Here is a 19,969-nt window from a genome sequence, read left to right as displayed (position 1 = left end):
GATCCTCAAATTGCAATCGCGCGTTCACGTTCCGTTCCCGCCACGTCGACGACCGGCTCGGCGACGGCCGGCAGCGCCGCCAGGCGTCCCGCGTACGCGAGGAAACCCAAGCCGCACAACAGGAAGCAGTTCGCGACCGCAGTGACCCAGCCGTGCCAGCCGTACTGCCCCGGCCCGCCGAAGCGAGGCGTCCACCACATCGGAGCGAGCACGAAGACGGCGTACGCCACCGCGGCGGCGATCCGGGCCGCCCGGCCACCTCGCAACAGCACGGCGAGCGCCGGCACCACCCAGATCCAGTGATGCGCCCACGAGATCGGCGACACCAGCAGGCCGGTCACCCCCGTCGCCGCGACGGCGGCCAGCCAGTCCCCGCGCCGGGCCAGCCGGGCCGCGATCACCAGCCCGGCGAGCCCGATCACCGCCGGGATCACCGGATACCAGGCGTCGATCGCCGGGTCGTTCGTGAACAGCCGCCGAAGCATCCCGTACGGCGACTGATTGCTGATGTAGGGAGCGCCGACGCGGGACGTGTCGAAGAACAGGCTCAGCCAGTACATCCGGGAAGCCTCCGGCGCCACCAACAGGCCGAGCAGTCCGCAGCTCACGAACGTGACCACCGCTGTCGCGGCAGCCCGCGTACGCCCGGCGACCAGCAGGAACACGATGAAGATCGCCGGCGTCAGCTTGATCGCGGCCGCGACGCCGATCCACACCCCGCCGAACCGGCCCCGCGACACCAGCCACACGTCGAGCAGGATCATCCCGAACAGCAGCAGGTTGATCTGCGCCTGGAACAGGGTGTGATACACCGGCTCCAGCAGGAGCCCGGCCGCCACCGCCATCGCCAGCGACAACCGCGTGACCGGCCGCCCCGCCAGCCGCATCACCACCGCACAGCCGCCCGCGAACGCCGCCACCGACAGCAGCTGCCAGAGCAACCGCCCCAGTGTCAGCGGCAACACCGACCATGGCGCGAAGACCAACGCAGCGAACGGCGAGTACGTGAACCAGTGCGCGAGCGCCTGCTCGGTGTAGAGCCGAGCGTCGGTGGCGACGGCCTGCCCGCCCCACATGTAGACGGAGAAGTCCAGGGACTCCCAGAGCACGGTGAAGACGACGAGGGCGACGATCTCGATCGCCAGCGCGGTGTAGACGGCTCGCTTGATCATGCGGGCCACCCTACACCGCGCGTATACTCTCAGCGTATACGCGGGGAGAATAAAGTCCTGACCAGCACAATCGCTAGATCAGGGCTTCTCAGTTAACAGTTGTGAGAGGAGCACAACTCGAATCGGGACGTAGCCGCCGCCTCGCAGGCGGTAAATCTCGACCGATGCGTCGAGGGGATCGTCGAGCGCCTCGTCCACGATCCAGTACTCCGGAATGCCGACCGCCGCGTACTCCCGGAACTTCTGCTCGCGATCGCGGGCAACCGATATCCGGTCCTTAGCCTTGTTGCTGTAGTGGGAGATGATCTCCACGACCACCTCGATGACACCGGGACTGAGCATCGTCGTCCGCTCGCGAACCAGATCCTGCCGCGACACGCTTAGCCCGACGACGTCAGGTCGGCGGACGTTCTGCCCGGTCGGCACGAAGAGTTCGCCCGTTGCCGTGGAGCACCGACGATTCAGATAACCCTTGACATCGTCGCTCGCACATTCGTGCCACGCAGATCGCGGTCCGACAATGCTCAGAGCCTGGTCGTGGATCTCGAAGGGCACATTGAGCCTCACATCTCCCAGGTCCTGGGACGTGAGGCTAGTAGCGGGAAGCCATCCGTGTACCTGAAATCGGGGCGCGGGTTGCACGACCACACACTGCGGAATCGTCAGCCAGCCGGAAACCTCATCGTCATCTGTCCGACAGTGCGGTCAGGATTCGTCGTCATGGGCGAGCCGCTGGAACAACAGGTGGTCCTGCCACTGGCCGGCGATCCTGATGTACCGCCGGGCGACGCCGATCTCCTCGAACCCGTTGCGCAACAGGACCTTCTGCGAACCGGCGTTGTGCAGCAGCGTGCCGGCCTCCAGCCGGTGCAGACCCAGCTCCCCGAACGCGAGGTCGAGGACCGCCGCGACGGCGGCGGAGCCGACGCCGCGGCCGTTGGCCGACTGGGCCACCCAGTAGCCGAGGTGCGCGCCCTGGACGGGGCCGCGCTCGATCGCGGTCAGCGAGATCATGCCGACGATCTCGCTCGGCCCGCCCGCGTCCACTTCGCCGGACGGGGCCACGATGACGCAGCGGTTCTCGATTCCGGCCGCCCGGGCGGCCTCGCCGATCGCCAACCGAGCTTCCTGTCCGTCCTTCGTGAAGAACGTCTCGTCGCGTACGGGTTCCCAGGGGCGCAGGAACTCGCGATTCTCCGTGTAGAGACGACTCAACTCCGCGGCGTCGGCGATCACCGCCGGACGGATCTGGATCATTCGCCGAGGGTACCCGGCAGCTCCTTCGCGTAAGCGTCGTGCAGATCCTGCCAGCCGTGCTCCAATGCGGCCCGGCCCCGGATGGGCGGCACGGGACGGCCGTCGAGCAGCCGCTCGGCGACGTCGAGGCACAGGTGCCAACCAGCCGCCGCCCGCGGCAGGTCATCCGATCCGGCAACGGTGTGCCGCAAGGTCAGCCGGGTTCCGGCCGGCGTCGGCGTCAACTCCCAGCGCAGCAGATCCTCGCCCCAGGCGTACTCCAACAGGGTCGGCGGCTCCGCGCGGAGCACCGTCGCGGGAAGGTCCACGGCGAGGTCGCCGTCGATCATGGCGAGCGTCGTCGCGCCCAGCTCGCTGAGATCGCGTTCGGCGCGGAACGGCGCCCACTGCCCGACCTGGGCCGGATCGGTCAACGCCGCCCACACACGCTCCGGCGGGTGGGCCAGCTCGCGGACGAACTTCAGCGTCCACCGGCCGTCGTCGGTACGCGTCGCGTCCGCTTCACGTAGCGGACCGGGCTGGAAGGTGCTCATGTTTCCTCCAAGGCTTTCCGGTCGAGGTGGCGCTCCAGCGCGTCGAGGTTCCGCGGCCACAGCTCGCGGTAGGGCGCGAGCCACTCGTCGACGGTTCGCAGCGGTGCGGGTTCGACCCGGTAGACGCGGGACTGCGCGGCGACCTGACTGGTCACGAAACCGGCGTCGCGTAACACCTTGAGGTGCTTGGAGACCGAGGGCTGACTGATCGCCAGTGTGCCGACCAGGTCCCCCACGGTGCGAGGGGCCTGGCGCAGCTCATCCAGGATCCGGCGCCGGGTCGGCTCGGCGAGTACGGCGAACGCGTCAACCACCACGCTCCCCAATATACCTCCCCCGTTATATACCCAACAAGTCATATACCCCGTTGATCATGGAGTTTCCGGTCGCGACACACCGTCGAGACAACGGTTAACTCCATGATCAACGGGGCGAGGGGTGGGGGTGGAGATTAGGGGGTCCAGACGACGTTGGGGTTGATGTGGCCGGTCCAGTTGAAGATGGCCATGTTGTCCCACTCGTCGCCGGTGCCGTTGATGTTCGCCGGGTCCCAGCCGTTGCCGGCGACGGCGTACCAGGTCGGCTCCCAGTAGAAGACACCGATCGCCCCGGCGTTGCGGGCGGTGTTCTGCACGTGGGTGAACTCTGTGGCCTGCCCGGCCCAGGTAGCCGCGTAGCCGCTGCACGGTGTGGAGCTGGACACCGCGTTCGCCTGGCTGTCGGCGTTGGCGGCGGTGAACGGGTACGCCGTCTCCATGATCGAGACCGGCTTGCCGTACCGGGTGCGGGCGTCGACGATGACGTTGTACAGGTTGGTCAGCGAGCCGTGCCAGAAGCAGTAGTACGACAGGCCGGTGATGTCCCAGGTGACGCCCTTGGCGGTGATGCCGTCGTAGAACCACCGCATGTTGGCGTCGCTGTCCGCGTCGGCGGTGTGGATGATGACCTTGGTGCCGCTGTTGCACGCCTTGGTCGCGTTGTAGCCGGACTTCAGCAGCAGGCTCAGGTTGGTGAAGTCGTTGTTGACCACCTTGCCGTCGTTCCAGAGCATGCCGACGTTGATCTCGTTGCCGATCTGGACGCTGTCCGGCGTGGTGCCCTGCGCCTTGAGGCTGTTGCACACGTCGTAGGTGTAGTTGTAGACGTCGGTCTGCAGCGCGCTGATGCCATGGCCGGCCCAGGCCGCCGGCTTGTACTGCTTGCCCGGGTCGGCCCAGGTGTCGGAGTAGTGGAAGTCGATGAGCAGGCTCAATCCCTTGGCCTTCACCGTCTTCGCGTACGCCAGCACCTTGGCCTTGTTGTTGTAGCCGCTGGCCGGGTTGTTCCAGACGCGCAGCCGGACGTAGTTGACGCCCAGCGCCTTGAGGATGTCGAGCGGATCACGGGCGACCCCGGACGCGTCGTAGTACGGCGCACCGAGGTCGATCGCCCGCTGCACGGATGAGACGTCCGCGCCGCGCATCGTGAGGGTGTTGGCTGCCACGGCTGGGGCCGGGGCGGTGAGCGTTCCGGCCGCGACGGCGACGGTGGCCGCGGCGGCGAAGAACGCGCGAGCGAGAGTGGGTCGGAGCATGTGGACTCCTCGACAGGGACGGGCTGATGCCTCCCGGGCAGGAGGCTTCTGTGAACGTTCACAGTCAAGGAACCAGGGTGGTGGACCAACCCCCAGAAATCAATACCGATTTACCTGCATAAATAAAGATCCATTTCTGTGCACGTTCACAGAAATTCACAGAGCGGCGCGAGCAAGAACGGCGGCAGCCGACGATCAGCCCGCTGGAACGCCCGAAAACGGCGGCGGCCGACGATCAAGGAGTCGCAGACACCCAAGAACGGCGGCGGCCGACGATCAAGGAGTCGCAGACACCCAAGAACGGCGGCGGCCGACGATCACGAACCACGACCGACGCGCGCCCACGACCGACGCGAGCCCACGACCGACGCGAGCCCACGACCGACGCGAGCCCACGACCGACGCGAGCCCACGACCGACGCGCGCCCACGCGAGCTCATGGGGCGGTCAGGCCGGCACGACCACGATCTCGCCCGCCGGAACGGTCACCCCGTACGCCGTGGCTTCGGCCGATCCGTGGTTGACGAGGAACCGCTGCGAACCGCGTACGACGACCTCCAGGGTGTCGGGCAGGCCGACGGGGACGTCCACGCCGGCCGCGTCGAGCACCGACCCGAGCAGGTCGCGCAGGTCCGACGGGGCGGTGGCGACGTACCACGCGTGCCCGTCGCCGACGGCGTTGCGGGTCACCGCCGGACGGCCGGCGTCGGGACCGCTGGCGAACGCCCGGACCTGCGACGCCCCGGCGAGGTGCACGTGCTCGGACCAGATCCGGCCGTCCCCGCCGCCGTCCAGGGCCACCCGCTCCCCCGCCCGCAACGGGTGGAACTCCTCGACCCACAGCCCGAGAGTGTCGCGCAGCGCGCCCGGATACGGCCCGACCGGTACCGTGTCGTGCTCGTCGACGATCCCGGAGAAGTACGAGACGACCAGCGTCCCGCCACCGTGGACGTACGCGTGCAGGTTCTTGGCCCCGGCCTCGCCGAGCAGATACAGGCTGGGCGCGACGACGACCTTGTACGCCGTCAGGTCGGATTCGGGGTGGACGAAGTCGACGGTGACGTGCTCGCGCCACAGCTCGGCGTAGTACGCGTCGACGCGCTCACGGAAGGCGAGGTCCACCGACGGCCGCCAGTCCAGTTCGAGCGCCCAGTAGGACTCGAAGTCCCAGACGACGGCCACCTCGGCCGGGACCGGCTCTCCGCGTACCGCTGAAAGAGCCGAAAGCTCGCCGCCCAGCGCGACCACGTCCCGCCACACCTGCGTGCCCGTCCCACCTTGCGGGACCATCGCGGAGTGGAACTTCTCCGCACCGAAGCGCGAGGCGCGCCACTGGAAGAACATGACGCCGTCGGCGCCGCGTGCGACGTGCGTGAGGCTGTTGCGTCGCAGTTCGCCGGGGCCTTTGGCGATGTTGCGCGGCTGCCAGTTCACCGCGCTGGTCGAGTGTTCCATGATGATCCACGGCCGGCCGCCGCCGACGGAGCGTGCCAGATCGGCGGACATCGACAGGACGAGGTGGTTGTCCGGCTCTTCGGCGTTGAGGTAGTGGTTGTTGGAGACCACGTCGACCTCGCGCGCCCACTTCCAGAGATCCATCGACTTGCAGTTGGTCGTCATGAAGTTCGTGGTCACCGGTACGTCCGGGGTGATCTGGTGCAGGATGTCGCGCTGGAGGGTGTAGCAGGCCAGGTGCTCGTCGCTGGTGAAGCGGGCGAAGTCCAGGCGCTGCGCGGGATTGACGGCCGTGTGGTTGTGGCGCGGCGCGTCGATCTGCTCCCAGTCGGTGTATCGCTGGCTCCAGAAGATCGTCCCCCAGGCGTCGTTGAGCGCATCGAGGTTTCCGTAGCGGGCGCGCAGCCAGGTCCGGAACGCGCGTACGCTCGCCGGGCAGTAGCACTCGCCGAGCGGCGCGCCGTACTCGTTGTGCACGTGCCACAGGACGAGCGCGGGGTGGTCGCGATAGTGCTCGGCCATGGCGGTCGCGAGGCGTGCGGTGGCCGCGCGGTAGTCGGGCGAGCTGGGGCACGAGTGTTCCCGCCCGCCGAATCCCACGCGTACGCCTTCGCGCGTGACCGGCAGGCTGTCCGGGTACGCCTGGACGAACCAGGCCGGCGTGGCCGCCGTGGGGGTGGCGAGGTCGACGGCGATCCCGTTGGCGTGCAACCGATCCACGATCTCGTCGAGCCAGCCGAACTCGTAGCGGCCCTCTTCCGGCTCCAGTAGCGCCCAGGCGAAGATGGCGACGCTGACCATGGTCACCCCGGCCTCGCGCATCAGCTCGACGTCCTCCAGCTGCACCTCGCGGGGCCACTGCTCCGGGTTGTAGTCGCCGCCGTAGGCGATCCCCGCGGGGCGTGCCGGAAAACGTGCCGTCACGGCACCCTCCTCGAGTCGAGCACTCTGTTCTGTGAACGTGCACAGTAGCGAACCGGCCGTTCCGGCGGTAGATCAGGTCCGGTTACTCCCAGCTTTCCTTCGCATTGCGCGGGGGTTGAGCTGCGAACTTAACGGCTTCGCAACGTCCGCTTGACTCGGCCGAAGTGATGACACACACTGTTCGGCACCTGTGAACGTTCACAGACACATGATCTGGCTTCGCATATCCCCCAACCCCCACCACCCCGACTTCCAATGCCGGAGGAACAATGCCCCACGGACTCCCCCGCCGTTCTGCGCTGGGCCTGCTGCTCGGCGCCGCGGGCGCGGCCGCCCTCGGTGGCGTAGCCGCCTGTTCCAGCGACGACGACAAGACGACGGCGACCCCTGAGGAAACCGGTCCGGTCGAACTCGTCTACTGGACCTGGGCGCCGAACATGGACAAGATCGCCGAGGTCTGGAACAAGGCGAACCCCAACATCAAGGTCACGATCAGCAACCAGGGCGGCGGCAACGAGTCGGCGGCGAAGTTCCTGACCGCCGCGAAGGCCGGCAACGCGCCCGACATCATGCAGGCCGAGTACCAGATGCTGCCGTCGTTCGTGGCGGCCGAGGCGGTCGCCGACATCAAGTCGCTGGTCAGCGGGGCGAAGTCGGCGTTCAGCGACGGCCTCTGGGGCCTGGTGACGCTGGGCACCGACGCCGTCTACGGCCTGCCGCAGGACAGCGGCCCCATGGGTCTGTTCTACCGCGTCGACCTGCTGGAGAAGTACGGCGTCGCCGTCCCCAAGACCTGGGACGAGTACGCCGCGGCCGCCCGCAAGGTGCACGCCGCCGACAAGTCGGTCTACTTCGGCGGCTTCTCCAACAAGGACGGCGGCTGGTTCGCCGGCCTGTCGCAGCAGGCCGGCGGCCAGTGGTGGTCGATCGCCGGAGACACCTGGAAGGTCGGCATCAACGACGCCGCCACCACGAAGGTCGCCGAGTTCTGGGGCGGCCTCGTGAAGGACGGCGTGGTCGACACCCAGGCGTGGTGGTCCAACGAGTGGAACGCCGCGTTCACCAACGGCAAGCTGCTCACCTGGTGCTCGGCCGTCTGGGCGCCGGGCGTGCTGTCGAGCAACGTGCCAAGCACCAAGGGCAAGTGGGCCATGGCCCCGCTGCCGCAGTGGACCGCAGGCGAGAGCTTCAGCGGCTTCTGGGGCGGCTCGGCCGCCTCTATCTCGGCCTCCTCCAAGCACAAGAGCGCCGCCGCCAAGTTCCTCACCTGGCTCAACACCGACCCGGCCGCGGTCGACCTGCTCGTCAAGCAGGCCCAGGTCTACCCGGCCGCCAGCGCCGGCCAGTCGTCGCTGACGACCCCACCGGAGTACTTCAGCAACCAGGCGAGCTTCTGGAAGGACGCCGCCGCCATCTCCTCCGGCGCTCGCGGCTTCACCTTCGGGCCGAACGTCAACGCCGCGTACACCGCGTACGAGGACTCGTTCGGCAAGGCCATCCAGGCGAAGTCGTCGTTCACCGACGCGCTCACGTCGGTGCAGCAGGCGACGATCGCCGACATGACCAAGGCCGGGTTCAAGGTCGCCTCGTAGATGAAGCGCCCGCCACGGACCGGCGCCCGCCTTCGGGCGGGCGCCGTGCCCTACCTCTTCCTCGCTCCGGCGATGGCGCTCTTCGTCGCGTTCTTCGCCGTCCCCATCGGGTACACCCTCTATCTGGGCACCCGGGGGACCAAGGTCAGCGGACTCGGCCTCGGCAAAGGCTCGCGCCGTGAGGTCTCGGTCGGCTTCGACAACTACCAGGCCACGCTGACCGACCACGAATTCTGGGCGGGCTGGCTGCGGGTACTCGGCTACGGGGTCGTCGTGCTCACCGTGATGCTCGGGCTCGCGGTCCTGTTCGCGCTGCTGCTCGACTCCGCCCACGCGCGGCTCAAGCGGGTGTCCCGCATCGCGATCTTCCTGCCGTACGCCGTGCCGGGCGTCGTGGCCTCGCTGCTCTGGGGTTTCCTGTACCTGCCCAGCCTGAGCCCGATCCACGCGGTGCTGCACTGGTTCGGCCTCCAGGCGAACCTGTTCGACCCCGACGTCGTGATGTTCTCGATGGCCAACATCGCCGTCTGGGGCGGCACCGGGTTCAACATGCTGGTCCTCTACACCCACCTGCGCTCGATCTCGCCCGAGTACTACGAGGCCGCCCGGCTCGACGGCGCGAGCGAGTTCCAGATCGCGACCCGGATCAAGCTGCCGATGCTGGTGCCGTCGCTGATCCTGACCACGGTGTTCTCCATCATCGCCACCTCGCAGGTCTTCACCGAACCGATGACGTTGCGGCCGATCTCGAACACCATCAGCTCCACCTGGAGCCCCCTGATGATGGTCTTCACGCAGGCGTTCAAGAACCTCGACCTGTATTCGGCCGCCGCGACGTCGATCGTGATCGCGGCGATCTCCCTGGTGTTGTCCTTCGGCTTCCTGCGCGTCGTCCGCAAGCGAGCCTTCAGCGAGGAGTCCTGATGCGCCGCCGCTTCGGCCTCACCCCGACCGTCCTGCTGCTCATCGGCGCGGTCTACAGCCTGCTGCCGGTGGTCTGGGTGCTCGTCGCCGCCACCAAGTCGCGCGCGGAACTGTTCTCCAGCAACGCCTTCCAACCCGGCACCGGGCTGTGGGACAACCTCGTCGAGCTGACAGACCACCGCGACGGCATCTTCTGGCGCTGGACCCTCAACACCGCCTTGTACGCGGGGGTCGGCGCGCTGCTGTCCACCATGGTCAGCGCGATCTCCGGCTACACCCTGGCGAAGTTCCGGTTCCCCGGCCGGAACCTCATCTTCAACCTGCTGATCGGCGGCATCCTGGTGCCCTCGGTGGTGCTGGCGATCCCGCAGTACCTGCTGCTGGCCAAGGTCGGCCTGGCCGACACCTACTGGTCGGTGCTGCTACCGGGCATCCTGCATCCCTACAGCATCTACCTGGCCCGCGTGTACGCCGGCGCGGCGATCCCCGACTCGATGATCGAGGCGGCCCGGATCGACGGAGCCGGCGAATTCCGGCTGCTCAACCGGATCGCGTTGCCGATGATGGTGCCCGGCCTGGTGACGATCTTCCTGTTCCAGTTCGTCGCCATCTGGAACAACTTCCTACTGCCGTTCATCATGCTGGCCGACGACCGGAAGTTCCCGCTGACCGTCGGCCTCTACACCTGGCTGGCCACCGGCGCCAACCAGCCGGCCCTCTACACACTCGTCATCACCGGCGCGCTCATCTCGATCATTCCGCTCATCGCGCTGTTCCTGACCATGCAACGCTACTGGCGTACCGACCTCACGAGCGGAGCTGTGAAAGGCTGATGCACGTGAGCCCACGCGCCTCCCGTCCCACCATCCACGACGTGGCCCGCGTCGCCGGAGTCTCCCGCGGCACCGTGTCGCGGGCGATCAACGGCGACGCGTACGTCAGCGCCGCCGCGCTGGCCGCCGTGCAGCGAGCGGTCGCCGAGACCGGCTACGTCGTCAACCGGGCCGCCCGCAGCCTGGTCACCCGGCAGACCGGCTCGGTGCTGATGGTGCTGTCCGAGCCGCAGGAGAAACTGTTCGAGGACCCGAACTACAGCACGCTCATGCGGGTCGCGATGCGCCGCCTCGCCGAACGCGACATCTCGCTGGTCATGATGCTGTCCGGCAACGACGGCGACCGGGACCGGGTGGTGCGCTACGTGCGCGGCGGGCACTGCGACGGCGTACTGCTGGTGACGACGCACTCGGGCGATCCGCTGCTCGACGAGCTGAGCCGCCAGCACATCCCGGCGGTGACCTGCGGCGAGATCCCCGGCGGCCGGCACCAGGTGCCGTTCGCGGCGGCCGACGACCGCGGCGGCGCCCAGCGGATGACGCAGTACCTCGCCGACTCCGGCCGCCGCCGGATCGCCACCATCACCGGCCCGCTCGACACCCCCGGCGGGCTGCTGCGGCTCGAAGGGTTCTGCGACGTCCTCGGGCGCAAGGCCACCAAGAAGCTCATCGCGTACGGTGACTGGACGCGCCGCAGCGGTGAACTCGCCATGACCGAACTGCTGGCCCGCTCGCCCGACCTCGATGCCGTCTTCGTCGGCAACGACCTGATGGCGGCGGGCGCCCTCGCGGCGCTGCGGGCGGCGGGTCGCCGCGTGCCGGAAGACGTCGCGGTCGCCGGGTTCGACGACTCCTCGGTGGCGATGTCGACGCATCCGCTGCTGACCACCATGCGCCAGCCGCTGGAACAGGTCGCCGAGGAGACCGTACGCCTCCTGCTCGAACTGATCGACGGTTCGGAGGCGGTCGACTCCGTCGTCCTGCCGACCGAACTGATCGTCCGCGAATCCGCCTAGCCGCCCGCTCCCCGCTCCCCGCGGGCGCTTTGGTTGCAGATCACGGATATGCATGCGATCTTGAGCAGTTTTGGGCTGCATAACCGTGATCTGCGCGCTACGCCGCCGGGCTGAGTTGGTAGTCGCCGACGTCGGGGTTCCAGTTCAGGTCGATGACTCCGCTCGTCGCGGCGGCCTGACAGAACTGGAGGAAGCTGCGGTAGCCGAGCTTCTTCTCGCTGAACTCCGGGCGTACGCGTCGAAGCTGGTTCTTCAGACCGGACAGGGCCACTGCGCCACCGCCGCGGGACAGTTCGGCGACGACCGTCCGGAGCAGGCCGAATGCTTCCTCGCGGTCGCCGTGCTCGGGCAGCGACACCTCCGGGTCGCCCTTCGCCGGCCCCTCGGTCAGCTCGATGATGTCGTGCTGGGCCAGGAATCGCAGCAGTTCGCCGAACGCCCGGAAGCCATAGTCGGCCTCGTTGAAGGTCGGATCCTTGCGGAGCAGCGTGCGCTTGAGCGTGGAGGCGGTAACCGAGCCGCCGCTGCTGCGCTGCAAACCGGCGACGGTCTGGGCGACCTGCACCGACAGGGAGTCGATGTCCCGGGTGGCGGGTTCCGGCTCGGTGGGCTCCGGCTCGACCGGTTCGACGGGCTGCGCGGGCTTGGGCGGTTCGGCGGCCTTCGCCGGTTGCGGCGCCGGGCGAGCCGGCACTTCCACGCCTTCGAGCCGGTCGTAGAACAGGAACTCGTCGCAGGCCGGGGGCAGCAGCGCGGAAGTGGTCTTCTCGACGCCGACGCCGATCACACGTTTGTTGAGTTCGCGCAGTTTGTGCACGAGCGGGGTGAAGTCGCTGTCGCCGGTGCAGAACACGAACGTCGAAATGTAGTCCCGTTCGAAGGCCAGCTCCATCGCGTCGACCGCCATCTTGATGTCGGCCGAGTTCTTGCGGGAGGCGCCCATGCGCTGCGGGATGTCGATCAGCTCGACGTGCTGCCGGGTCAGCCGCCGCCGGTCCTCGTCGAAGTAGGACCAGTCCGCGTACGCCCGGCGCACGACGACGCGGCCCCGCTCGGCCAGCGCGTCGGCGACCGGCTTGAGGTCGAAGGCCATGCCGCCGAGATGGTCGCGGGCGCCGATCGCCAGGTTCTCGTAGTCGAGGAACAGCGCGATGCGCTCTTCTTGATCCACATCAGCTCCAGAAGAATCGCCGGCCAGAAACCCTTTGTACCAGGTCGAGCCGGGCAACCCACGGAACCGTCAGTAACCGATCGCCGTGGCGGCCACGCCGCGAAGGTACGCCGCGACGTCGGCGGGCAGGAACAGCGCGGGAAGGTCGCGCGGCGACTGCCCGAGCAGGATCCCGAACAGGGTGGCGGCGTCGAGGTAGACGGCGTTGTCGTTGGGGTGCTTGCCGTCGGGGACGATCAGGTAGGACGGGCCTTCGGCGGCGATGATCTTCTCGAATTCGTCGCCGATCGGGGCGAGCAGGTTCGGCGTGGTCAGGGCGGCGGACAGCGCGGCGTAGTTCGCGTCGATCGCGGCCTTCGCCGCGGTCCGGGAGCGGAACGGCGACGGGTTGGTCAGCGCCCAGTTCTTGAACAGGACGACCCGGCCGCCTGGTTTCAGCGCCCGTTGGAACGTCGGTGCGTACAGCTTGAGCAGGGTGTCTCGGGCGGCCGGCAGGTTGGTGGCGACGAGTGTGCTCAATTCCTGGAGCACGATGAAGTCGTACTGCCTGGTGCCGTCGAGCGCGGCCGCCGCCAGACCGTCGTTCCAGGTGTGCCGCAGGCTGTAGCCGAAGTGGATGACCTTGGTGATGTTCACCGACCGGCCCGCGCCGGTCGCGAAGTGGCGCACCAGTTCGGGGGTGTCCTCGCCGGTGGCCTTGGTCGCGGTGCCGATCAGGCTGTTGCCGACGAACAGCACGTCGATCGTCTGGTCGGCGGCCGGCGCATCGTCTTCCGAGACCGTGAAACGGACCGAGAACTCGGCGCCGATCGGCGTACCCGTCGCGTCCTCGCCGCTGTACGCCTGGACGGTCACCGTGTAGACGTCGGGCGTGGCCAGCAGCGGGCAGTCCACATAGTCTCCGCAGAGGAAGAACGGGGCCTGCGACTCGATCCGCGCGTAGCTGGTGCCTTTGGACCCCAGCATCGTGAAGGCGACACTGCCGGGCTTCTGGCCGGCGGCGATGACGGCCTGCAGGCTGACGCGGTGGTGGGCCAGGCGGCGCAGGTCGATCTCGGCGCCGCCGATCAGTGGGCTCAGGCCCAGAATCGGCTTGCGGCTCACGTCGTTGACGAACAGCACGCCGCTGACGACGCGGCTCTCATCGTCGCTGCTCGCCGCGACGCGCGGCGCGAGCCAGAGGAAGACGGCGGCGAACGCCACCGCGACGACGGCGCGTGAACGGCGAGAGTAGGCCATTTCCGCGGTGATCCCCCGATCAAGAAATGCGAAGTGCTCGCCCAGGGTGAGGACCACGGAGTGTGCTGTCAATCAGCTTGTCCGCGGATCGTCCGAATCGCCGTATGGTCGGTCCGTTCATCGGACCTACCATCAGGTCATGCGACGGGGATGGATGTCGATCTCGATGGCGGTGCTGACATTGACCGGCCTGACGGGCTGCAGCCCGGCGGTCGACGGCGTCGGGGGCGTACGCCTCGACGGCACGGGACGGCTCGTAGCGGTGCTGAGCTGGTGTGCGGCGTTCGGCGTACCGCGGACGATCATTCTGTATCCGGCCGAGTCCGGCGGCGGGGTCGGCGATCCACTGCTTCGGCTGGAGCGCACCGGTGACGCCCCGGACGGGGACTTCCTGGAGGTGACGCTCGCCGAGCCAGGTTCGCAGTGGAAGTCCGAGGGCACCATCCCGGCCGCGTTAACCGACGGCAGCGACGACGGCGGCTATGAGGTACGCGCCTGGGACGAGTCCGGCGAGCATCGCGTACGCAGCTTCCCGTTCACCCTGGCCGAGGTGCGGGCGGCCGACCCGGCCCGGCCGATCCTGACCAAGACGTATCAGGGCGACGATCGCTATGCGAGCAGTCTCCTGAGCACCGAGGAGTTTCAGGACACGGCCGGGCAGGAGTGCGATTAGGACTTGGCCTTGCGCGGCGCCAGCGTGTAGCTGAACGAGATGAGGAAGTCGACGATCACGACGACACCCCACCCGCCCATCGGCCCCCACATCGGCAGCACCCGCTCGACGTCGCCGACGAGCAGGGTGAACAGCCCCATGACGGCGACGGCGATCGCGTACGCGAGCAGGTGGCGCAGCCACTGCCGGCGTTCGTAGGCGGCGTGCGCCGGGCCGTGCTTCGGCGGGCGTACGGGAGCCGGCCCGCCCGCGAACCGGTGGGCGAACCGCTGGTCGGCCCAGCGCACCAGCTGGCCGCCGAAGGCGACCGACACCCCGATGTAGATGGCCGCCAGCCCGTGCGCGACGGTGGCGGTGCCCCCGCCCCGCAGGTCGATGACCGACGCCGCCAGCAGCACGAGGTCCACCAGCGGTACGCAGATCAGCAGCACGGTGCTGAGCGTCTTGGCCTTGAGCAGATAGCGCGCGGCGAGCCCGGCCAGCAGCAGGACCCAGAAGCCGACCTCGCACGCGATGATCAGCGGAATCACGGCACCCTCCCCCGGTTTTTTAACACGACCGTGTCATAATAGCTCAGTGCCCAAAATCGTGGATCACGAGCAGCGCCGCCGGGAGCTGGCCGCCGCCGTCTGGCAGGTGATCGCCGAGCAAGGGGTCGACGAGGTGTCGATCCGGACCGTGGCCGCCGCCGCGGGCTGGTCGACCGGCGCGCTGCGCCACTATTTCGCGACTCGGGGCGAGTTGCTGGCCTTCGCCTGCGAGCAGGTCATCGACCAGGTGACCGAGCGCATCCGGACATTGCCGCCGCCCACCGACCCGGTACGCGCGGTGCGGGCGATCCTGCTGGAGACGATGCCGGTCGACGAACGGCGGCGTACGGAGGCTTCGATCGCCTTCTCGTTCCTGGCGCTGGGCCTCGGCGACCCCGAACTGGCCCGGGTGCAGCGACGGCATTTCACCTCGATGTACGAGCTGTGCGTCCAGATGATCGAGGGGCTCGCCGCGTACCAGGCACTCGCGCCGACGACGCAGGACGTGCCGACGCTGGCCCGCCGTATGCACGCGGTGGTCGACGGGCTCACCGTGCATGCCCTGGCCGGCCACCTCACCGCCGACGAGATGGTGGCACAGCTCAACGCGTACCTGTCGGAACTGACCGGGCAGGACGCGGTGTGATCGGCGCGACGTGGCCGGGGGTTGGACAGACCCGGCGCTTGCCGTAAATTGGCGCCCGTGAATCGCACCGTCCGCCGTTTCTGGCTGGCTGGAGCCGCGGGCGTCGCGGTCCTGGCGCTGCTCGTAGTCGTGCTGGTGAAGCCGGCCGCGCCTACCCCCGGCATCGCGTCTGCCGCGGTCGAGGGCACCTCGACTCCCAGCGGGAGCGAGCCGGTGACGGCCTCGCCCAGCGCGAGCCCGGCCGCCACCCCGAACGCGACCACCAGCGTCAGCCCGACGGCGACGCCGAGCCCCATGAAGGCGACGAGCAGCACGGTGACCAATTTGGACAGCCCGGCGAAGAAGGAGATCGCGATGAAGCTGGTCTCCAGCGCCGAGAACTCCTCGCTGAACTGGAAGGCCCAGTACAAGTACGTCGAGGACATCGACGACGGCCGCGGCTACACCGGCGGGATCATCGGCTTCTGCTCGGGCACCCACGACATGCTGGAGCTGGTGGAGCTGTACACCAAGCGCAAGCCGGGCAACGTGCTGGCGAAGTATCTGCCCGCGCTCCGCGCGGTCGACGGCTCGGACTCGCACGCCGGCCTCGATCCCGGCTACCCGGCGGACTGGGCGACCGCGGCCAAGGACGGCGCGTTCCAGCAGGCGCAGAACGACGAACGGGACCGGGTCTACTTCACGCCGGCGGTCCGCCAGGGCAAGGCCGACGGGCTGCGGGCGCTCGGGCAGTTCATCTACTACGACGCCCTCGTCATGCACGGCCCCGGGAGCGACCCGGTGAGCTTCGGGGGCATCCGGGCCGCGGCCATGCGCAAGGCCAAGACACCCGCCCAGGGCGGCGACGAGTACGCCTACCTGACGGCGTTTCTGGACGCCCGGAAGGCGGCGATGCTGACCGAGGCGGCTCACGAGAACACCGACCGGGTCGACACCGAGCAGCGGGTGTTCCTCAAGGCCCGCAACTTCACCCTGGCCACGCCGCTGCGCTGGTCCGTCTACGGCGACTCGTACACGATCAACTAAATTCGGTTGCGGCGCGCCCGCCTCACCGCCAAGGCTGGACCCATGACGGAGGAGCGCCAGTTCGGCTGGTCCAACATGTTCGTGACGCCCGAGGAGGACCCGCGCAGTCAGCAGGGTTATCGCGGCGAACAGGCGGTGCTGGTCGGCTATCTCGACGACTACCGCAAGACGCTGGTGCTCAAATGCGCCGGCTTGGACGCGGAGCAGCTCGCCCGGCGGTCGGTCGAACCCTCGACGATGTCCCTGCTCGGCCTGATCCGGCATCTGGCGGGCGTGGAGCATTACTGGTTCCGCATCCACATGGACGGGTACGACGGGCCGCGGCTCTACCGGTCCGGCGACGATCGCGACGAGGACTTCAACGGCGCGGTCGGCGATCCCGAGGTCGTCCGGGAGGCGTGGGAGACCTGGCGAGGCGAGGTCGCGTTCGCCGAGCAGTACGTCGCCGCCGCACCGGGCATGGACTTCGCCGGGGCCAAGGGCGACGAGCTGCGCGACATCCTGGTGCACATGATCGAGGAGTACGCGCGCCACATGGGTCACGCCGACCTGCTCCGCGAGCGCATCGACGGCCGGGTCGGACAGTAGTCCCGCGTTCCCTCAAAATGCACGAATCCGGACCAAAGGCTAGATCTCGACAGTAGAGTCACGGGCAGCGGAAGGGGCCCGTACGCATGCAGGTCGAGACGAAACCGGAGGCCGCCGGTGCTCCGGCGTCGGTGAAGCTGACGTTCTGGACCATGACCTCGATGGTCGTGGGCTCGATGGTCGGCGCTGGAGTGTTCTCGCTGCCCCGCCGGTTCGCCCAGGCGACTGGGGTGGCCGGCGCGCTCATCGCGTGGACTGTCGCCGGGACCGGCATGCTGATGCTGGCCTTCGTCTTCCAGATGCTCGCCGTACGCCGTCCCACCATGGACGCCGGCGTGTACGCGTACGCCAAGGCCGGGTTCGGCGAGTATCCCGGCTTCTTCTCCGCCTTCGGCTACTGGGCCAGCGCCTGCGTCGGCAACGTGACCTACTGGGTGCTGATCATGTCCACCGTGGGCGCGATCGTGCCCGCGCTCGGCGACGGCGACACCATCCTGGCGATCGTGCTCTCCTCGATCGGCCTGTGGGCGTTCTACGCGCTGATCAGCCGGGGCGTCAAAGAGGCCACCGCGATCAACCGGGTCGTCACCGTGGCCAAGCTCGTGCCGATCATCGTCTTCATCCTGCTGGTGCTGTTCTACCTGGACCCGAAGGTGTTCGCGGAGAACTGGGGCGGGGCCGACTACGCCGGGTCGCTGTTCAGCCAGGTCAAGGGCACGATGCTGGCGACGGTCTTCGTCTTCCTCGGCGTCGAGGGGGCCAGCGTCTACTCCCGGCACGCCAAGCGCCGCGAGGACGTCGGCCGTGCCACCGTGCTGGGCTTCCTCAGCGTCTTCGCGATCTTCGCCTCGGTCACGATCGTCTCCTACGGCATCATGCCGATGAGCCAGATCGCCGAGCTGCGCCAGCCCAGCATGGCCGGCGTACTCGAAGCAGCCGTCGGGACCTGGGGCAAGGTCTTCGTCAGCGTCGGGCTGATCATCTCCGTGCTCGGGGCGTACCTGGCCTGGACGTTGATGGCAGCCGAGGTGCTGCTCGTCGCGGCCAAGGACGACGACATGCCGCGCTTCCTGCGTCGCACCAGCCCCGCTGACGTGCCCGTCCCGGCGCTGGTCATGTCGACGGCGCTCGCCCAGCTGTTCCTGATCGTCACGTACTTCTCGGAGGACGCGTTCACCTTCGCCCTCGACCTCACCAGCGCGCTCACGCTGATCCCGTTCCTGCTGGCGGCGGCGTACGCGCTCAAGGTGATGCTGGGCTGGGACGCCGACCGAAGACGCGGGTCCGGCGGGCAGATCCTGATCGCCGCCCTGGCCACCGTGTACACCCTGTTCCTGCTGTTCGCGGCCGGTCTGAAGTTCGTGCTCGTCTCGTTCATCGTGTACGCGCCCGCCACGATCCTGTTCGTGATGGCGCGCCGGGAACAGGGCCGCCGGCTCTTCTCCCCGGCCGAATTCGTCCTGCTGGCGGTCTCGATCGCGGGTGCGGTGCTGGGCATCGTGGCGCTCGCGGCCGGCTGGATCTCTCTCTAGAGCTGGAGGTCGTTGATGACTGAGTCGGGCAAGCCCGCCGCCGCGTACGGCGTGCACTCCGAGGTCGGCAAGCTGCGCAAGGTGCTGGTCTGCCGGCCGGGTCTGGCCCATCGGCGGCTGACCCCGACCAACAGCGACGATCTGCTGTTCGACGACGTCATGTGGGTGGAGAACGCGCAGCGGGATCACCTCGACTTCGTCAACAAGATGCTCGCGCGGGGCATCGACGTCGTGGAGCTGCACGACCTGCTCGCCGACACGATGGCGATCGGGGACGCGAGGACCTGGCTGCTCGACCGGAAGATCACTCCGAACGAGGTGGGTCTCGGGCTGGTCGAGCCGACGCGGGCGTACCTGGACAGCCTGGACCCGGCGAAGCTGGCCGAACACCTGATCGGCGGGCTGGCCACCGCCGACCTGCCGGACGAGTTCCGCTCCCCCTACCTGGCGCTGGTCCGCGAGTCGGCCGGCATCCGCGAGTACCTCATGCCGCCGCTGCCCAACACCCTCTACACGCGCGACACGACCTGCTGGCTCTACGGCGGTCTGACCATGAACCCGCTGTACTGGTCGGCCCGCCACGACGAGACCATGCTCATGAAGGCCATCTACTCCTTCCACCCCGACTACGTCGGGTCGAAGGTCTGGTGGGGCGATCCCGAGCAGTCCTGGGCGCAGGCCACCTTCGAAGGCGGCGACATCATGCCGGTCGGCAACGGCGTCGTGCTCATGGGGATGAGCGAGCGCACCTCCCGCCAGGCGATCACCCAGGTCGCCGCGTCGCTGTTCGAGAACGGCGCGGCCGACCACGTGGTGGTGGCCGGAATGCCGAAGCTGCGCGCCGCGATGCACCTGGACACCGTGTTCACCTTCGCCGACCGGGACGTGGTCACCCTCTACCGCAAGATCGTGGAGTCCATCCACACGTTCTCGCTGCGGCCCACGGACAAGACGCCGCGCGTCCAGGTCGTCGACCAGGGCGACCGGCCGTTCGTCGACGTCGTGGCCGAGTCGCTCGGCCTGCCCAAGCTCCGCGTCATCGAGACGGGCGGCGACGTGTACGCCTCGGAGCGCCAGCAGTGGGACAGCGGCAACAACGCTGTCGCGCTGGAACCCGGGGTGGTGGTCACCTACGACCGCAACACGCAGACGAACACGCTCCTGCGGAAGGCCGGCATCGAGGTCATCACCATCGTCGGCGCGGAACTGGGCCGGGGTCGCGGCGGCGGCCACTGCATGACCTGCCCGATCGTCCGCGACCCCGTGGAGTTCTGAAGACCCGGCT

The 19,969-nt window shown here is 68.4% G+C and carries 20 protein-coding genes; 10 read left to right on the top strand and 10 right to left on the bottom strand.

The window, feature by feature from the left end:
* Positions 1 to 5 precede the first annotated feature (5 nt).
* The 7 genes from HDA40_RS37160 to HDA40_RS37130 form a co-directional block, all read right to left on the bottom strand.
* Positions 6 to 1,172 (bottom strand): glycosyltransferase 87 family protein, encoded by a 1,167-nt coding sequence (locus HDA40_RS37160; RefSeq protein ID WP_253762555.1) that lies wholly within the window; start codon positions 1,170 to 1,172, stop codon positions 6 to 8.
* 78 nt (positions 1,173 to 1,250) lie between these two features.
* Positions 1,251 to 1,727 carry a Uma2 family endonuclease gene (locus HDA40_RS37155; RefSeq protein WP_253762554.1) on the bottom strand — a complete coding sequence of 159 codons (477 nt, stop codon included), beginning with the start codon at positions 1,725 to 1,727 and terminating at the stop codon, positions 1,251 to 1,253.
* 150 nt (positions 1,728 to 1,877) lie between these two features.
* Entirely contained in the window at positions 1,878 to 2,429 is a 552-nt protein-coding gene (locus HDA40_RS37150) for a GNAT family N-acetyltransferase (RefSeq protein ID WP_253762553.1), read from the bottom strand.
* Positions 2,426 to 2,962: an SRPBCC family protein gene (locus HDA40_RS37145; protein WP_253762552.1), complete on the bottom strand. Its 537-nt coding sequence runs from the start codon at positions 2,960 to 2,962 to the stop codon at positions 2,426 to 2,428. The genes HDA40_RS37150 and HDA40_RS37145 overlap by 4 nt, the downstream gene beginning before the upstream one ends.
* Complete coding sequence (locus HDA40_RS37140; protein WP_253762551.1) at positions 2,959 to 3,279, bottom strand: ArsR/SmtB family transcription factor; 321 nt, start codon at positions 3,277 to 3,279, stop codon at positions 2,959 to 2,961. Before HDA40_RS37140 ends, HDA40_RS37145 begins: the two co-directional genes overlap by 4 nt.
* A gap of 134 nt (positions 3,280 to 3,413) precedes the next feature.
* Positions 3,414 to 4,535, bottom strand: a complete 1,122-nt coding sequence (locus HDA40_RS37135; protein WP_253762550.1) for a glycoside hydrolase family 53 protein — start codon at positions 4,533 to 4,535, stop codon at positions 3,414 to 3,416.
* A 447-nt stretch (positions 4,536 to 4,982) separates the two neighbouring features.
* Positions 4,983 to 6,914 carry a beta-galactosidase gene (locus HDA40_RS37130; protein WP_253762549.1) on the bottom strand — a complete coding sequence of 644 codons (1,932 nt, stop codon included), beginning with the start codon at positions 6,912 to 6,914 and terminating at the stop codon, positions 4,983 to 4,985.
* Between the two features lie 269 nt (positions 6,915 to 7,183).
* Between HDA40_RS37130 and HDA40_RS37125 the strand changes: the two genes are divergently transcribed.
* The 4 genes from HDA40_RS37125 to HDA40_RS37110 are packed head-to-tail and all read left to right on the top strand — an operon-like array spanning position 7,184 to position 11,279.
* Entirely contained in the window at positions 7,184 to 8,506 is a 1,323-nt protein-coding gene (locus tag HDA40_RS37125; RefSeq protein WP_253762548.1) for an ABC transporter substrate-binding protein, read from the top strand.
* Between the two features lie 45 nt (positions 8,507 to 8,551).
* Complete coding sequence (locus tag HDA40_RS37120) at positions 8,552 to 9,430, top strand: carbohydrate ABC transporter permease (protein WP_253762547.1); 879 nt, start codon at positions 8,552 to 8,554, stop codon at positions 9,428 to 9,430.
* Positions 9,430 to 10,263, top strand: coding sequence for a carbohydrate ABC transporter permease (locus HDA40_RS37115; protein WP_253762546.1), 834 nt, complete (start codon positions 9,430 to 9,432; stop codon positions 10,261 to 10,263). The genes HDA40_RS37120 and HDA40_RS37115 overlap by 1 nt, the downstream gene beginning before the upstream one ends.
* Complete coding sequence (locus HDA40_RS37110) at positions 10,263 to 11,279, top strand: LacI family DNA-binding transcriptional regulator (RefSeq protein ID WP_275978389.1); 1,017 nt, start codon at positions 10,263 to 10,265, stop codon at positions 11,277 to 11,279. The genes HDA40_RS37115 and HDA40_RS37110 overlap by 1 nt, the downstream gene beginning before the upstream one ends.
* Positions 11,280 to 11,376: 97 nt before the next feature.
* Here HDA40_RS37110 and HDA40_RS37105 read toward each other — a convergent pair whose 3' ends face one another.
* Entirely contained in the window at positions 11,377 to 12,450 is a 1,074-nt protein-coding gene (locus HDA40_RS37105) for an NYN domain-containing protein (RefSeq protein WP_253762544.1), read from the bottom strand.
* Between the two features lie 69 nt (positions 12,451 to 12,519).
* Positions 12,520 to 13,689, bottom strand: a complete 1,170-nt coding sequence (locus tag HDA40_RS37100) for a hypothetical protein (protein WP_253762543.1) — start codon at positions 13,687 to 13,689, stop codon at positions 12,520 to 12,522.
* Between the two features lie 139 nt (positions 13,690 to 13,828).
* Here HDA40_RS37100 and HDA40_RS37095 point away from each other — a divergent pair, with 139 nt between their 5' ends.
* Entirely contained in the window at positions 13,829 to 14,362 is a 534-nt protein-coding gene (locus tag HDA40_RS37095; protein ID WP_253762542.1) for a hypothetical protein, read from the top strand.
* Here the strand turns inward: HDA40_RS37095 and HDA40_RS37090 are convergent.
* Positions 14,359 to 14,892, bottom strand: a complete 534-nt coding sequence (locus HDA40_RS37090; RefSeq protein WP_253762541.1) for a hypothetical protein — start codon at positions 14,890 to 14,892, stop codon at positions 14,359 to 14,361. The two genes, HDA40_RS37095 and HDA40_RS37090, sit on opposite strands and share 4 nt — an antisense overlap.
* Before the next feature lie 46 nt (positions 14,893 to 14,938).
* Here HDA40_RS37090 and HDA40_RS37085 point away from each other — a divergent pair, with 46 nt between their 5' ends.
* From HDA40_RS37085 to HDA40_RS37065, 5 genes are all read left to right on the top strand, one after another.
* Complete coding sequence (locus HDA40_RS37085; RefSeq protein WP_253762540.1) at positions 14,939 to 15,538, top strand: TetR/AcrR family transcriptional regulator; 600 nt, start codon at positions 14,939 to 14,941, stop codon at positions 15,536 to 15,538.
* A 57-nt stretch (positions 15,539 to 15,595) separates the two neighbouring features.
* Entirely contained in the window at positions 15,596 to 16,564 is a 969-nt protein-coding gene (locus tag HDA40_RS37080; protein ID WP_308197805.1) for a chitosanase, read from the top strand.
* Positions 16,565 to 16,606: 42 nt separating this feature from the next.
* Positions 16,607 to 17,152, top strand: a complete 546-nt coding sequence (locus tag HDA40_RS37075) for a DinB family protein (protein WP_253762539.1) — start codon at positions 16,607 to 16,609, stop codon at positions 17,150 to 17,152.
* Between the two features lie 86 nt (positions 17,153 to 17,238).
* Positions 17,239 to 18,684 (top strand): basic amino acid/polyamine antiporter, encoded by a 1,446-nt coding sequence (locus tag HDA40_RS37070; protein WP_253762538.1) that lies wholly within the window; start codon positions 17,239 to 17,241, stop codon positions 18,682 to 18,684.
* A gap of 15 nt (positions 18,685 to 18,699) precedes the next feature.
* Entirely contained in the window at positions 18,700 to 19,959 is a 1,260-nt protein-coding gene (locus HDA40_RS37065) for an arginine deiminase (protein ID WP_253762537.1), read from the top strand.
* Positions 19,960 to 19,969 lie beyond the last annotated feature (10 nt).

It is taken from the genome of Hamadaea flava, assembly GCF_024172085.1.
Lineage (GTDB): Bacteria > Actinomycetota > Actinomycetes > Mycobacteriales > Micromonosporaceae > Hamadaea > Hamadaea flava.
Note: the sequence above shows the minus strand (reverse complement) of the source record. Positions and strands in the feature narration are given on the sequence as shown.